This window comes from Dethiosulfovibrio salsuginis (assembly GCF_900177735.1).
In the GTDB taxonomy this organism is placed as follows: Bacteria; Synergistota; Synergistia; order Synergistales; family Dethiosulfovibrionaceae; genus Dethiosulfovibrio; species Dethiosulfovibrio salsuginis.
The window spans coordinates 40,744-54,578 of record NZ_FXBB01000018.1 but is presented as its reverse complement, the minus strand read 5'-3'; the positions used below and the strand labels follow the sequence as shown (position 1 = coordinate 54,578).

The window sequence follows — 13,835 nt, the reverse complement described above, 5'->3', positions numbered from 1 at the left end:
TCCCGTTTTTATCAGGTCTTGATACAGTAGTCCTATGTAGGTCAGGAGTCTCACTCCCATCCATCGGTCCACCGTGGACTGAAACTCCAACAGGATGTAGACGTACAGCCATCTGTCCCTAAATCCGATTTTCCAGATCATGTCGTCGTGTCTTTCCCTGAGGTCGTCGGAGACGTATGTCCCGGACACTCTGTCCATTTTGGAGAAGTCCAGTTCGCCTATCCAATCTTCCCTGACGAAGCCAGTCAGAAGGTCTTTCACCATCTCTTTGTTCGAGAATAGCTCTTTATATCCTAGGTCAGTCTGTCCCATAGCTCTATTCTAGATCAACCTAGGTTCAAAGGGCAAGCTCTCTCTCTGAATATGTAAAATCCGCGAGGAAATTGGTCGAGGGATAGAAGAGATCCTACACCGGCTCAGCCAATCAGGTAGATCCTTGAGGTGTAGCTAGCGCAGAGCCTGCCCAGGGTTGGGCAGGCTCTGTCTTAGTTCTCCAGTTCGGCGGCGTATACTTCCCGGTTCTCCGAGATGTCTTTGACCTTCTCCAGGGGCAGGATTATAACCAGTTCCTCGATGCTTTCACCGATACAGCCGCTCCTCCAGCGCCTTCGCCACCCGGACGGAGGCCTTGCCGTCTCCGTAGGGGTTGGGGGAGGAGGCCATCTGGGAGAGCCGTTTTTCGTCGTTCAGGAGGGCCAGGACCTTTTTCTTGAAGGGCTCTGGGTCGTTGCCCACCAAGGTTATGATGCCCGCTTTTACCCCTTCGGGCCTCTCTGTGACGTTTCTCGCCACCGCAACCGGAACAGCCAGGGAGGCTCCCTCTTCCTGGAGGCCTCCTGAGTCGGTGAGGATGAGTTCGCTGGCACAGAGGAGGGCCGCCATGGAGCCGTAGTCCAGGGGTTCTATGAGCTTTACGTTTGGCTCTCCCTCCAGAGCTGGATAGACCGCCTCCCGGACGACTGGGTTTAGGTGGACCGGGTAGACGAAGAGGTGGTCTCGGTGCTGCCTGGCTATTTCGGCCACCGCCTTGGCCAGTTTTGCTAGAACGGGCCAGTTTTCTCGGCGATGCAGGGTTACGGTGACCAGTTTATGGCCCTGTGGGACCTCCACCGGCATGGTTCCCTTTGTGGCGGCGTGCAGTATGGCGTCGACGCCGGTCTGGCCTGTGACGATTATCCTGTTTATGTCTTTGCCCTCCAGAAGGAGGTTGTCCCTGGATTCGTCGGTAGGGGGGAAGTAGAGGTCCGCTATGACGTCGGTGAGAACTCTGTTGGCCTCTTCAGGAAAGGGTTCGGCCATTGATCCCGAACGTAGGCCAGCCTCGACGTGTCCTATAGGGATTCCCTCCAGGAAGGCGGCCCAGGCCACGACGAAGGTGGTTAAGGTGTCGCCGTGGACCAGTACGTAGTCGGCGTTCAGCTCCCTCAGGGCTTTGGCGGCCTGGGGGAGGATTTTGGCCGCCAGATCCGGGAGGGTCTGGCGGTCGGTCATTACGTCCAAGTTTGCCTCGGCGGAGATGGAGAACAGATCCATGGCCTGATAGAGCTGTTCTCTGTGCTGGCCTGTGAGGAGGATTTTTGGGTTTAAGGAGGTTTCTTTGAGGGCCAGATAGACCGGGGCCATTTTTATAGCTTCCGGTCTGGTGCCGAAGGCTAAGACGACGTTCATTATTTTGCACCTACGTAGTAGGCCAGGGTCCGCTCTATGCCTTCCTCCAGTCCGACGAAGGAGGAGAGGTCGATTATGGCGGACAGTTTGGTCAAGTCGGCGAAGCTGTGCTTTATGTCTCCGATCCTCTCGGGCAGAAACTCCGGCGGAAGGGGGTTTTGAACCATCGAGGAGAGTATGCGATATACGCCGCTGACCGATTCTCTTCTGCCGCTGCCTACGTTCATCACCGAGGGGACCGATGGGGCACTTTGTTCCGCCGCTTTGACCATGACCCGAGCCACGTCTTTTACGAAGATAAAGTCTCTGGTCTGTTCTCCGTCGCCGAATATGGTGGCCGGTTTGCCTTCCAGCATGGCGGTGGCGAAGCGAGGTATGACCGAGGCGTAGGCCCCTTTAGGGTTCTGTCTCGGACCGTAGACGTTGAAGAACCTCAGTCCCGCCGTCGGTATGGAGTAGCACCGGGAGGAGGCGGCGGCGGCCAGTTCGTCCATGGCTTTGCTGGCTCCGTAGGGGGACTGGGGCATAGGGACCTCCGATTCCCGTCTCGGTCCGTCGTCGGTGCCTTCGCCGTAGATGGCGGCGGAGCTGGCGTAGACCACCGGAACCGGGCGAGACCTTATGACGTCCAGCAGGTCCGAGAAGGCTGTGAGGTTGGTGCGGTAGCATTCTGCGGGCCGCTCCACAGAGAGGGGAACCGAGACCATGGCGGCGAGGTGAAACAGTCCGTCGCAGCCTTTGACTATGGAGGACATGAAGTCCAGGTCCTCTACGTTTTTGACGTGGAGCTTTACGCCGTTGCCCTCCAGATGCTTTATGTTCGATCCGTCGGAGAGGGACAGGTTATCCACCACGTCGACGGCCCAGCCCAGTTCGATCAGGTGTTCACACAGGTGGGATCCTATAAATCCCGCTCCTCCTGTGACCACCGCTTTTTTTCGTGCCACTTTTATTCCTCCCTTTTCCACACCACAAGCGAGTCCTGGCTCTCGAAGTTGGGCCTAAGTTTCCGAAACTCCCCTTCCGATAGGACCAGCCATCTTATCTTGATCTTAAGCTCTTCCTCAAGCCGGGATATGAGGCCCTGGAGGTAGTCTTTCTCTATCTTGCCCACCAGCACCAGATCCATCAGGCCCGAGTTTACCCCTTTTGCGTAGTCTCCTGTGACGAAGGCGAGACTTACCTCTCCCAGCTTTGTGACCACCGATTCGACCAGTCTGTCTATGCCTAAGGTCTTTCTGACCAGTCCCTGTATCTCCGGAAACAGCGGATGGCCCTTGTTTGCCTTGTAGACTTTGGTCCGGCCCTCCGGTGCAGACTCCAAAAGGCCCGCCTCGGCGAGGCGGTTTAGCTCGACCCTGACCGAGTTGGTGGATTCGCCGAACTCGTCGGCGAGCTCCCTAAGGTAGCCCGACGATTCGGGATTCAAAAACAGCTTCATGAGAAGCCTGACCCTCGTTTTAGAGGTTATAAGAGATTCTAACATTAAGACCGCTCCATTCCTTTTTCGGGAATAAAACTTCCCGCCCCTTTTTTGGAGACTCCTCACTCAGCGAGCCTCCATGAGTCAAAATACTACTCACGGCGGTCCGGGTCAAGGAAAAAAACGAGCTGGCGGAGAGGATATCCGCCAGCTCGTTTTTAGCTGTTTACCAACTGTAGTATGGCCAGTTTCCGTTAATCTCTCTAAGTGCGGTCTTTTCGGGATTCTGTCCTTTAAGGACCAGGTCCATGAGGGACCGATAGCCTGTCACGTTGTCGAAGTCGACGACAGAGAGGGAGAGGGTCGGGTTTACGCCCTCCAGCCATACCTCAAGCTCCTTGGGGAGCTGGGGGAAGGTGTAGGTACGATCGCCTTTTTCCTTTTCCATGGCCGCTTCCCATTTGACAATGGATGTCTCGTCTGTGGTGTACCTGTAGCCGTTAATACCGACTATGAATATGTCTATGTCGTCGGTGGTCTCCAACCTCCAGGAAGCGGTCCTCTTGGTAGGAGCGCTGTCGGAGCTAACTACGTCCAGACTGACTTTGGAGAAGAGGTAGTCCGGCAGTTTCGCCGTAAGGCTCGAAGGCCTGGATGATCCCAGTCTCTTTTCCTCTTCTACGCCGGTTATGTCGGTGCTCAATGCGGGGTTGACATTTAAGCCTGATGCGGACTGGTAGAACATATCGGCTTCGAGATCGGCCACTTTGAGGATTCCCGATTTGGCTTTCTTTTCCATAGCCGCCTTCTGCTGAGCCCTTATTTCCTCCGCGGAGAAGCCCGTTCCGTGGTGGCTCCACATCTCCGCAAGGGTGTACTCTACCCCTTTACGGGCCGCCGAGAGGGATAGTCCTGTCAGGTCGACGTTGGAGGACCAACCTAGGTTGATCGGGGTCCTGTCCAGAGGCATGTTGTACATCTCACCGGAGACCGGGGTTACGTCGTATATTACTCCCCACTTGGCTAGGCCGATCTCGGAGGTCGTCTCGTCCCATTCCTGGACTATCGAGAGCAGGGTCATCTTGCCGTCGCTCTGAAGGTGTTCCCTGAGAACCGCTACGTCGTCTTTGAACGGCGAGTACTGATACAGCCAAACGTCGGTGAAAGGTTTTATCTGGGCACTGGATCGATCCCCTAGGTCCGCTGAGTTCACCGACAGGCCGATGGTCTGTAGACGATCCTCAGAGGTTGCCCCTGTCTCGTCGTCACCGAGAATATCCACCAGTATCTTGAGTTCCGCTACCGGTACGGCCTCCACAGTTCGGATAACCTTTCTGTTCACATCCCCTACCTTGCCTTCAAGGCCGTAGGAGATGGTAGCCGTCGGTCTTCCGATGTTGCCAAAGTCCGCTTTGCCCAGTGCGTTGGTGGTTATGGTTCGCTCAACCGATTTTGCATCGTCGGCCCTGTGAAGCACGACAAGAGCACCGGGAACGGGCTTGCCGTCTTTATCCACCAGATTTACCACGAGTCGACCTGCTAATGGCAGGGTTCCCCAGGATAGAGGCACCGTCATAGAGGTAGATTTACCCTCCAAGTCGGTGGCTGTGAAGGTAACCTGAGCCGTTCCAGACAGAGAGTTAGGAGCTGTCCAGATGGTTTCAGATCCTGTAGCGACGGACAGGGTGCCTTCGGTAGCCTTCCATCTATAGTTAAGGACACCGCCTTCAGGGTCAACCGCCTCTCCGAAAAGCTTGACCGATCCAAGGACGTTTACCTGTCCCTCAGGGTCTCTGGCGAGTTTTGTTATCACCGGGGCCTGGTTGGGAACGTTGAAGTTTACCGTTTCAGGTGTTGCCTTATCCTTAACGGTGACGGTCTTGCCCTCGACTCCCGCTATGTATACCGTCACAGGAGCCCCAACAGGGACCTTGAAGGAGTAGGCACCGGAGGCGTCGGTCTGGACCATTCCTCCCACGCTGGAGAATACCTTGATGTCCGCCAGGGCTTTGCCCGCTTCGTTGGAGACTTTGCCCTTTATCTCTCCCTCAAAGCTGACCTTAATAACGTTGGTTAGCTTGATGGAAGGTCTGCCATCGGTTCTCTCACACTGTTTCTCGTCGTAAGGTGTATAGATGTCGTCGGACACAACAGCGCCCTCGTCCGCGGAGATAACGTCGTACATGAACTTGACGTTTCCTGCCAGAGCATAGACCTGAGCCCTCTCCCTCTTATCCTTAGGATCCGCTGTGGACTTTTTGACCACTATTCCGCTGGCCCAGCCGTTTTCGTCGGTCCTGACGGGCTGGGATGTGTTTTTGTAGGTCACTCCCTGGGAGAATACCGGTACGTCCACTAAAGGCTTCCCGTCGCCGTCGACTACCTGAACGCAGAAGTAGGAAAATTCTTGAGGATAGTCGGCGTTCCACCAGCTAAAGTGGTTTACCATAGCGTTAACGTAGAGTTTTGCCGGATCCTGACCTTTTGATACATCACCGGAGGTAATCCAGGCCTTTCTCAGAGGATCAGCGGGCTGATCGGGGCTCACCGCGTCCTCCTGGACCCATTTAGCATCGTCTTTATCGTAGGACCACCATTCGATGAAGTCTCCCGAGACGTAGCGAGAGTTTGTATCGGGGTTCATGAGAGTCCCGTTCTGATAATCCTGAGGAAGCAACAAAGCCACCTCGATCGGATCGAATTTTTCGACCTTTGTATCCCCGCTGGTCAAGGTGGCCTCGAAGAAGGCCATGCTCACCAGGGGCACGTCGTCGCTGTTCGACCTGGCGGCCATGTAGTCGCCTGGGAAAACCGCCGCACCGTCGGAACTGGTCGGGTCTCCGACGAACAGGGTCATCTCACCTGTCCCTGGGGCTTTTATGCTTATGAGGTCGGTGGAGATAATTTGATCCTTGCTCACAGGCTTGGACGTAACCTCAAGGAGCACCGCGTGGACGGGATGAACCTCTCCGGGCTTAACGTTGATGGCCTTTTGATAGGTTATCCTGCCACTCTTGCTGAAGGTAAGGACCAGCCTGCCGCCCTCCTCAGGAACGGGGACGTCGAAGCCGTAGAACCCATTTCCGTCGGTAGTTGTGGTTCTTGCCAGCTCCCAGCCGTTCATAGAGGCCACAATCAAGACTCCGTCAAGGCCTGCCCCCGAACTTAGGCTCGAAGCCCTCATGGCACTGGCCCGTCCTGTCGCCGCCACGTTGATCTCCTTGCCCACCGAGTTGCTCACCTGCCCCGATACGGTCACCAGCCCGGAGGTCACAGGCTTGGGCTTCGGTCCCGGATCGTCGCTGCCTCCTACGTCGCACCCTCCAAGCAGGAAGGCCGAAGCCACCGCCAGAAGGGCCAGAAGGCCCCATCTTTTTAACCAGCTACTAGCCATTTCTCCCATCACTTCCTTTCATCACTCCAGCGTCCCATAGAGACGCCCCTCAGCCTATTGGCACTCACTTCTATAATACCATTTATCAGACAAAAGGCCAGAGCCGTCTGCGAGATATACGCCATGACTTAAGTCACAGAGTATATTCACCGACGGCCCTGGCCTCAAACTAAACTACTCCGGCACCTTTATCCCATAGAACAGGACGAAGAGAACCGGCACGAACACCAGTGTTAGCACCGTGGCGAAGGTGAGGCCACACATTATGGTCACCGCCATGGAGCCGAAGAGGACGTCGGTGACAAGGGGGATCATCCCAAGCACCGTGGTTCCCGCCGCCATGGCCACGGGCCTTAGCCTGCTGACACCAGAGTCGACCACCGCGTCGTAGGGAGTCATCCCCGCCTCCTGGTTGAGGTTGACCTGGTCTATGAGGACTATGGCGTTTTTGATTAGCATCCCCATGAGGCTGAGCACCCCGAGGAGGGCCATGAAGCTGAAGGATTTGCCAAACACCAGCAGTCCCACGGTGACCCCCACTATGTTCATAGGCAAACATATGACTATTATGGCGGTCTGCTTCATGGAGTTAAAGAGCATGACTATGATGGATAGCATTACCACCAGGCTCAGGGGGAGCATCTTTTTTATGCCGTCCTGGGCGTCTTTGCTGCTTTCGTACTCTCCGCCCCATTCCATTTTGTAGCCATGGGGGATGGGGATCGCCTCCACTTTGGACCTTACCCTGTCGAAATAGGCGGTGCTGTTAGCGCCTATGACCGGGTCCGCCATGACCGTGAGGGTCCGCTCCCTGTCTCGCCTGCGAATTATGGGGTTCTCGAACTCGGTGGAGACACCGGAGACCAGGGAGGTCAGGGGAACCATCTTGCCAGTCAGGGGGCTCCATACCTGGACGGTCCTCAGGTTGTCCACTCCGTCCCTTTCTCTATCTGGAAGGCGGGAGTATATGTTAAGCAGCCTGTTTCCCTCCCTATAGACCCCTACCGGCCTGCCCTGGTAGCTGACCATGAGGGCCTGGTTTATCTCCGCTCTTGATAGGCCGAAGTTCCTCATTTGGTTCTCCATTACGATAGGCCGTATGACCTTTTCCATCTGTTGCCAGTCGGTCCTTATGGAGCCAGACTGGTAGTCCGAGGCGAGGACCGCCATTGCCTGTTCACCTAAAGATCTAAGCACCGCCGGGTTTTGACCCTGGTAACGGACCTGGACCTTGGCCTGGCTCCCTCCCCCTTTGCTGAAACGAATGGCCTGGGCGGAGGCTCCAGGGAGGTTTTCCCTGACGAACTCCTCCGCTCCTATCATGGCATCCATAAGGGTGTTGGAGTCTTTGAGTATTACAACCGCCTGGGCGTAGGCTGGGTCCGAGTCCTCGGCGGTGTAGGTTAAGGTGAACCGAAGGGTTCCTCCTCCTACGGTGGAGGCAACCGCCTCTACGTCGGGACGGCTGAGGAGATAGGCTTCCAGTTTAGCCATATCCGAGGAGGTCCTGTATATGCTCGCTCCCGATGCCCTCCACAGGTCTACGGTGAACCTGGGAGCTGCGTCCTGGGGCATGAAGGATTTATCGACGAACTGAAATCCCCACACCGCCAGAACCAGCGATCCCGCCATTATTGCGGCAGTCAGTTTGGCGTTTTTAAGTGCGGTGAGGAGGACCGATCTGTAGGCCTTAAAGAACTTGCCCTTGTAGGGATCTTCGGGCTCGCCTTCCGGGTCCTTCAGCACCATGACCGCCAGGAGGGGGGTCACTGTGATGGCCAGCACCCAGCTCCAGAGGAGAGATATGCCGACGACCTGGAAGAGGCTTTTACAGAACTCCCCTGTGCTGTCAGGGGAGAGGCCTATGGCGGAGAAGGCCATTATGGCTATGATCGTGGCTCCTAAGAGGGGCCATATGTTTCCGGCGATGGTTCTTACCGCCGCTTTGGCCCCTCCCTCTCCCTTTTGGACCCCTATGAGCACCCCTTCTGTGACCACTATTGCGTTGTCCACCAACATACCTAGGGCTATGATCAGCGAGGCCAGTGAGACGCTCTGCATGGTTATGCCAGCGAATAGCATGGTGACGAAGGTGGCGGCGATGGTCAGCAGGAGTATGCCTCCTATAAGCAGGCCGCTCGTCATTCCCATGAAGACGACCAGCACTCCGACGACTATGACCAGCGATTCGGCAAGGTTGATGATGAAGCCGTTTACCGCCTTGGTGACCTCCTGGGCCTGTAGGTAGATAGGTTCGAGCTCCATCCCTACAGGGGTTATCTCCACCAGCTCTTTCAGCCTTTTGTCCACCGCCAGCCCCATGTCGACTACGTTACCACCGTTTACGGTGGATACACCGATTCCCAGGGCTGGGTGGCCGTTGTATCTCATTAGGAGGGTCGGGGGGTCGACGTATCGCCTCTCTATTGTGGCCACGTCTTTAAGCCTTATGACGCCGCCTGGACCTCCCCCGATCATGACGTCGCCGATCTCCTCCACCGATTTGATCGCTCCGGTTGGGTCTATCCTGAGATAGTCGTCTCCGACCTCCACCTTAGCCACCGGAGACAGGGCGTTCTGCTGATTTAACACCGAGTAAATATCGCTAGGGGACAGGCCTAAAGACGCCGCCCTGGCCCTGGATATCTCCACGTATATGCCCTCGGGCTGATCTCCGGTTATGGCTACGCTGGCGACTCCCTTTACAAGGAGAAGCTCTCTTTTGAGCTTGTCGGCGTGGTCTTTGAGCTCCCGATAGGAGTAGCCGTCTCCCACAAGGGCGAAGAACTGGCCGTAGACGTCGCCGTAGTCGTCGTTGACCACCGATGGTTGGACCCCAGGCGGCAGGCTGCTTTGGACGTCGTTGACCTTACGCCTCAGGATGTCCCATATCTGGGGAAGTTCCTTGGCGACGTATTCGTCCTTTATGTCCACGTATATTATGGACACGTCGGCTCTGGAGAGGGATTTTACCCTTTTGACCTCCCCCATCTTCTGGATGGCTTCCTCTATTTTGTCCGAGACTTCCTGCTCGACCTCTTCCGCCGTAGCCCCAGGGTAGGCGGTGTAGACCACAGCGGTCTTTATGGTGAAGTCGGGATCCTCAAGCTTTCCGAGTTTGAAGTAGGAGGCTATTCCGGCCAGGGCAATAACCACCGACAGGTAGAGGACCACTACTTTTTTATTGAGACAAAACTGAGCTATGTTCATGGCGAGCCTCTAGTTATCCGTCATGAGACGGACTTTCTGTCCCTCCCGTAGGAAGTTTACCCCTGCGGTTACGACTATCTCTCCTGGGGAGAGCTCGCCTTTTACGGAGATCCTATCTCCCTCAAGCTCCCCTAGGGCTACCGGGACCTTTTTGACCCTCCCGTCGACAAAGAGCCATAGGTAGGTGGCCGCTCCGTCGGAGAAGATGGCGTCGGAGGGGACGGAGAATCCTTCGTCCTCTTTATGCTCTAAAATGGCCTTTGGGGTTACGTCCACGGTGACTGTGACCGCCATGCCCGGTAGAACCGTCATGCCCTCGGGATAGGCCATGGTCATAGTGGCCTGGTAGGTCTGGGTCTTAGGGTCCGCCTGGGTGGAGAACTCCTTGAGCGTGACCGGGAAGGCCCGACCTGGTATGGAGTCCAGCGTCGCGGTCATGGTGAGATTGTCCACCTCTTTTTCCCTCATTCGAACCACGTCTCCGTCGGGAACGTGGACGACCATCTCTATGTTGCTCAGATCCTGAAGGCTCAGTATGGACTGTTTGGCCTGGACGAATTGGTGATTGTCGGCGAAGGTGTCCGCCACAACCCCGTCGAAGGGGGCCTTCAGCTCAGTGTCGGATAGAGCCGACTGGGCCGCCTCCACCACCGATCTCTGGGCGTCTATGGCCGCCTGTTGCTGCTGAAGCTCTTCCTTTCTGGCTCCAGAACGGGCCTTTTGGAGGTTGCCCTGGGCGGACTGGAGGGACGAACGGGCCACGTTGTAGGCGGTACGATACTGTTCGTACTGAACCTGGGACACCGCTCCCTGCTCCATAAGGGACTTAAACCTCTTGTAGTTGGCCTCGGCCTCGGAGAATTGGGCCTGAGCGGCGTTTACAGCGGCCTGAGCGGAGGAGACGTCCTCGGCCCTGGCGCCGGACTTCATCTCCGACAGTTTTGCCTCAAGCTGTTTTAGCTGGCTGTTGGCGCTGTCCAGGTGGTTTTTGAAGTCCCTGGGGTCCACCTTGGCTAGAAGGTCGCCCGTCTTGACCTGTTGCCCCTTTCGAACCGGAAACTCCACGAGAGGGCCGGATACCCTAAAGGACAAATCCACCCTCTTGGACGCCTGGGTTGTCCCCTGATATATGCCTTTAAATCCCTGGTCCCTGTGTCCCAGCACCTCCGCCCTGACAGGACGAACTACCTCGGGCTCCTCTTCCTTTTCCCCAAGCCTGGACCTGAGGACCTCCATAGCTCCGTATCCTCCGACGACGAGGATAAGCACCACCAGGGCCACTTTTTTACCTGCCCAGATCATTCGCTTCATAAGCAAACCTCCATCTTTACAAAAGGTATAGGTACTATAGGACGAGTATAAGCCATAACCGATGAAGAGGGTTAGAGCAAAAATGACCACTTGAGACGAATATATGATAGAGTCGTCAGGAGGGTTCCATAATGGAAGAAAGGGTGTGAGGGCCTTTAGGCCTGGGGATATGAACGAGAGAATTTACGACAAGAAAAAGATGATTTTGGGGGATCTGGGGATACTTACCTGTGCCCTTCTGTGGGGGGTGTCTTTCGCCGCCACCAAGGAGGTTCTGAAGTATATGGGCCCTCTGTGGCTGCTGACCTTTAGGTTCGCCTTCAGTTTTATTCTGATAGCCGCCATAACCCCTAAGAGGGTGAATAACACGGGCAAGCGAGACCTGAAGGTCGGAGGGATCATAGGATTTCTGCTGTTGGTGGCTATGGCGCTACAGACGATAGGGATACAGTACACCACGACGGGAAAATCGGCCTTTATAACCGCCTGCTATGTGGTGATGGTCCCTTTTATAACCTGGGCTGCGTCCAGGAGAAACCCAGGTCTTAAGGCTTTCGTGGCGTCGGCCATCTGTCTGGTGGGGATGGGGGCTATCACCTTAGACGAAACCGGGATGGGGTTTGGCCTTGGAGAGATGCTCACTCTGGGCTGTGCATTGGCCTTTGCGGTGCAGATAGTGGTAATAGACAGGATGGCCCAGGACAGGGACGCCCTGACCTTGACCATGATAGAGACGGCGCTGAGCGCTGTGGCCTGCGTCGTTGCGGCGCTCATATGGGAGCCTCTTCCGACCTTTTGGTCTCCGGCGGTGGTGGGATGGATGGCCTATCTTGTGGTGGGTTGCACTTTGATTCCCTATTCTCTACAGATAAAGTCGCAGCAGCTGACCTCGCCAACCCACGCCAGTGTGCTCATGATAATGGAGTCGGTCTTCGCCCTGATAGTTGGAATAGCGTTTCTCGGCGAGCCAATGACGTCTAGGCTGGTGTGGGGGTGTGGGCTGATATTTTTGTCCATACTTATAACAGAGCTGGACGTGGCGGGATTTACCAAGATGAGGAGACAGGAAGCCTGAGTTATTGGGCTTCCTGTCCCTTTATGGACTCTATGAAGGGAGGGATCAGCTGCGGGTCCAGAGGGCGGCTATAGAAAAAGCCCTGGATCACCAGGTCCTGTCGCTCTTTGCCGATTCGACCTATCTGGCCCTCGGTCTCCACTCCCTCTATGACCACGTCTTTGACCAGGTTTCGGGCCATCTGGATGATAGAGTCGGCCACCGCGGCGTTTCTGGCCGATCTCTCCAGGTCCAGCACGAAGGACCGGTCTATTTTCAGGGTGTCGAAGGCGAAGTTCCTTATGAAGTCGAAGGAAGAGTAGCCCGTTCCGAAGTCGTCTATGGCCACTTTTACCCCTAGATCTCTCAGGGATCTAAACACCGAGGACAGCCTGCCTCGGTCGTCTCTCAAGGTGTTTTCCGTTATCTCCAGGACCAGCCGTTCGGCGGGAAAGCCGGTCTCCTGTAAGGTCGACTGGACCGACTGGAAGAGGTCGTCTCCGTATATCTGGACCGGCGAGATGTTCACCGACAGCTTTAAGTCGTACCCCGCCTTACGCCATGTCTCCCCCTGAGAGCAGGCATCCGTAAGGATCCAGCGTCCCAGTCTGGCCATGGTGCCAGTCTCTTCGGCGAGAGGTATGAACTCGTTCGGGGGAACTATTTCCCCTCCCTGCCGTCTCCAGCGGAGAAGGGCCTCGACGCCGACCACCGAACGGCCTCCCATGGTTACCTGAGGCTGATACTGGAGGAAAAACTCACCTTTCTCCATGGCGGAGAGTATGTCCTGCTCGAGGGAGGACCTCCTTCTGGCCTCTAGGTCCATTTCCTCGGTGAAGAGGGCGTATCCTCCCCTTAGGGCCTCCCTCTTTACCCTGTGAAGGGCCAGCCCGGCGTTTCTTATGAGGCCGTCTCCGTCGGAGGCGTCCTCAGGATAGTTGCTGATTCCTACGCTAGCGGAGAGATCCACTTTGATGTCCCCTACGGAGATAGGGTGTCTGAAAAGGTGACAGATAGATCGAACCAGGAGGTTTACCCTGCCTGAGCCCTTTTCGTGAGGGACGACTAAGGCGAACTCGTCGCTTCCTACCCGAGCCACCAGCTCGTTATCCTCCGCAAGAGCTCTAAGCCTTACCGCTACCTCCCGGAGGACCCTGTCCCCTGCCAGGTAGCCTAGGCCGTCGTTTACGTCTTTAAACCGGTCAAGGTTGACCACCAGCAGGCCTACGGAGGTGTCCGACTTTCGGGCCTGGTCCACCGATAGGGCGATTCTCTCCATGAGGACGAACCGATCCGCCAGCCCCGTGAGAGGGTCCTGGCTCCTGTGGAGGGTCCGACCCTCCAGCCTGGATCTCATCCGGGATAGGTCGGAGAAGACCGCCAGGAAGTAGTCCCTTCCGTCGGTGCCGGGAATCTTCCTTATGCAGAGCCACTCGGGGTAGACTTCGCCGTCTTTTCTTCTGTTCCATATTTCCCCTGCCCACCGGCCCGAGAACCTTATGTCCTCCCACATGGATATGTAGAACTGGTCGTCGTGATGGTGGGATTTGAGTATTCTCGGATTTTGTCCTATAGCCTCGGCGGAAGAGTAGCCTGTTATGGCGGAGAAAGCGTCGTTTACCTCCAGGATCGTCCCCCGATCGTCGGTCAGGGTGACCCCTTCGGTGATCTCCTGAAGGATCGCCGAGGCAAGGTGGTCTGTTTTGATAGGTACCGACATGCCAATCCCCTCCCCTGATCTGATAACTGCCTAGACTGTTGTATTTTACCTGTAC

The 13,835-nt window shown here is 56.1% G+C and carries 9 protein-coding genes; 1 reads left to right on the top strand and 8 read right to left on the bottom strand.

The window, feature by feature from the left end:
- The 7 genes from B9Y55_RS07865 to B9Y55_RS07835 form a co-directional block, all read right to left on the bottom strand.
- On the bottom strand, positions 1 to 312 hold a 312-nt coding region (locus B9Y55_RS07865), incomplete at its 3' end, for an Rpn family recombination-promoting nuclease/putative transposase (protein WP_143340867.1).
- Between the two features lie 267 nt (positions 313 to 579).
- On the bottom strand, positions 580 to 1,668 hold the full coding sequence (gene wecB, locus B9Y55_RS07860) for a non-hydrolyzing UDP-N-acetylglucosamine 2-epimerase (RefSeq protein WP_085544813.1): 1,089 nt from the start codon (positions 1,666 to 1,668) through the stop codon (positions 580 to 582).
- Positions 1,668 to 2,615 carry an NAD-dependent epimerase/dehydratase family protein gene (locus tag B9Y55_RS07855; protein WP_159448285.1) on the bottom strand — a complete coding sequence of 316 codons (948 nt, stop codon included), beginning with the start codon at positions 2,613 to 2,615 and terminating at the stop codon, positions 1,668 to 1,670. The genes wecB and B9Y55_RS07855 overlap by 1 nt, the downstream gene beginning before the upstream one ends.
- Positions 2,616 to 2,617: 2 nt before the next feature.
- A complete protein-coding gene (locus B9Y55_RS07850) occupies positions 2,618 to 3,154 on the bottom strand; it encodes a winged helix-turn-helix domain-containing protein (RefSeq protein ID WP_085544818.1) in 537 nt (178 codons plus the stop codon).
- Between the two features lie 163 nt (positions 3,155 to 3,317).
- Entirely contained in the window at positions 3,318 to 6,485 is a 3,168-nt protein-coding gene (locus tag B9Y55_RS07845; RefSeq protein WP_085544811.1) for a carboxypeptidase-like regulatory domain-containing protein, read from the bottom strand.
- A 174-nt stretch (positions 6,486 to 6,659) separates the two neighbouring features.
- The gene (locus B9Y55_RS07840) at positions 6,660 to 9,695 is read right to left on the bottom strand and encodes an efflux RND transporter permease subunit (RefSeq protein ID WP_085544810.1); all 3,036 of its coding nucleotides are present in this window, start codon (positions 9,693 to 9,695) and stop codon (positions 6,660 to 6,662) included.
- A 9-nt stretch (positions 9,696 to 9,704) separates the two neighbouring features.
- Positions 9,705 to 11,006, bottom strand: coding sequence for an efflux RND transporter periplasmic adaptor subunit (locus tag B9Y55_RS07835; protein WP_085544809.1), 1,302 nt, complete (start codon positions 11,004 to 11,006; stop codon positions 9,705 to 9,707).
- A 103-nt stretch (positions 11,007 to 11,109) separates the two neighbouring features.
- Between B9Y55_RS07835 and B9Y55_RS07830 the strand changes: the two genes are divergently transcribed.
- Positions 11,110 to 12,081: a DMT family transporter gene (locus tag B9Y55_RS07830; RefSeq protein WP_085544808.1), complete on the top strand. Its 972-nt coding sequence runs from the start codon at positions 11,110 to 11,112 to the stop codon at positions 12,079 to 12,081.
- A 1-nt stretch (position 12,082) separates the two neighbouring features.
- Here B9Y55_RS07830 and B9Y55_RS07825 read toward each other — a convergent pair whose 3' ends face one another.
- On the bottom strand, positions 12,083 to 13,780 hold the full coding sequence (locus B9Y55_RS07825; protein WP_085544807.1) for a putative bifunctional diguanylate cyclase/phosphodiesterase: 1,698 nt from the start codon (positions 13,778 to 13,780) through the stop codon (positions 12,083 to 12,085).
- Positions 13,781 to 13,835 lie beyond the last annotated feature (55 nt).

Bases quoted from the DNA above. Each gene is read 5' to 3' on its own strand.
- B9Y55_RS07840 (WP_085544810.1), bottom strand. From the start codon at position 9,695: ATGAACATAGCTCAGTTTTGTCTCAATAAAAAAGTAGTGGTCCTCTAC.
- B9Y55_RS07835 (WP_085544809.1), bottom strand. From the start codon at position 11,006: ATGAAGCGAATGATCTGGGCAGGTAAAAAAGTGGCCCTGGTGGTGCTT.
- B9Y55_RS07825 (WP_085544807.1), bottom strand. From the start codon at position 13,780: ATGTCGGTACCTATCAAAACAGACCACCTTGCCTCGGCGATCCTTCAG.
- B9Y55_RS07850 (WP_085544818.1), bottom strand. From the start codon at position 3,154: ATGTTAGAATCTCTTATAACCTCTAAAACGAGGGTCAGGCTTCTCATG.
- B9Y55_RS07845 (WP_085544811.1), bottom strand. From the start codon at position 6,485: ATGGCTAGTAGCTGGTTAAAAAGATGGGGCCTTCTGGCCCTTCTGGCG.
- B9Y55_RS07830 (WP_085544808.1), top strand. From the start codon at position 11,110: ATGATAGAGTCGTCAGGAGGGTTCCATAATGGAAGAAAGGGTGTGAGG.
- wecB (WP_085544813.1), bottom strand. From the start codon at position 1,668: ATGAACGTCGTCTTAGCCTTCGGCACCAGACCGGAAGCTATAAAAATG.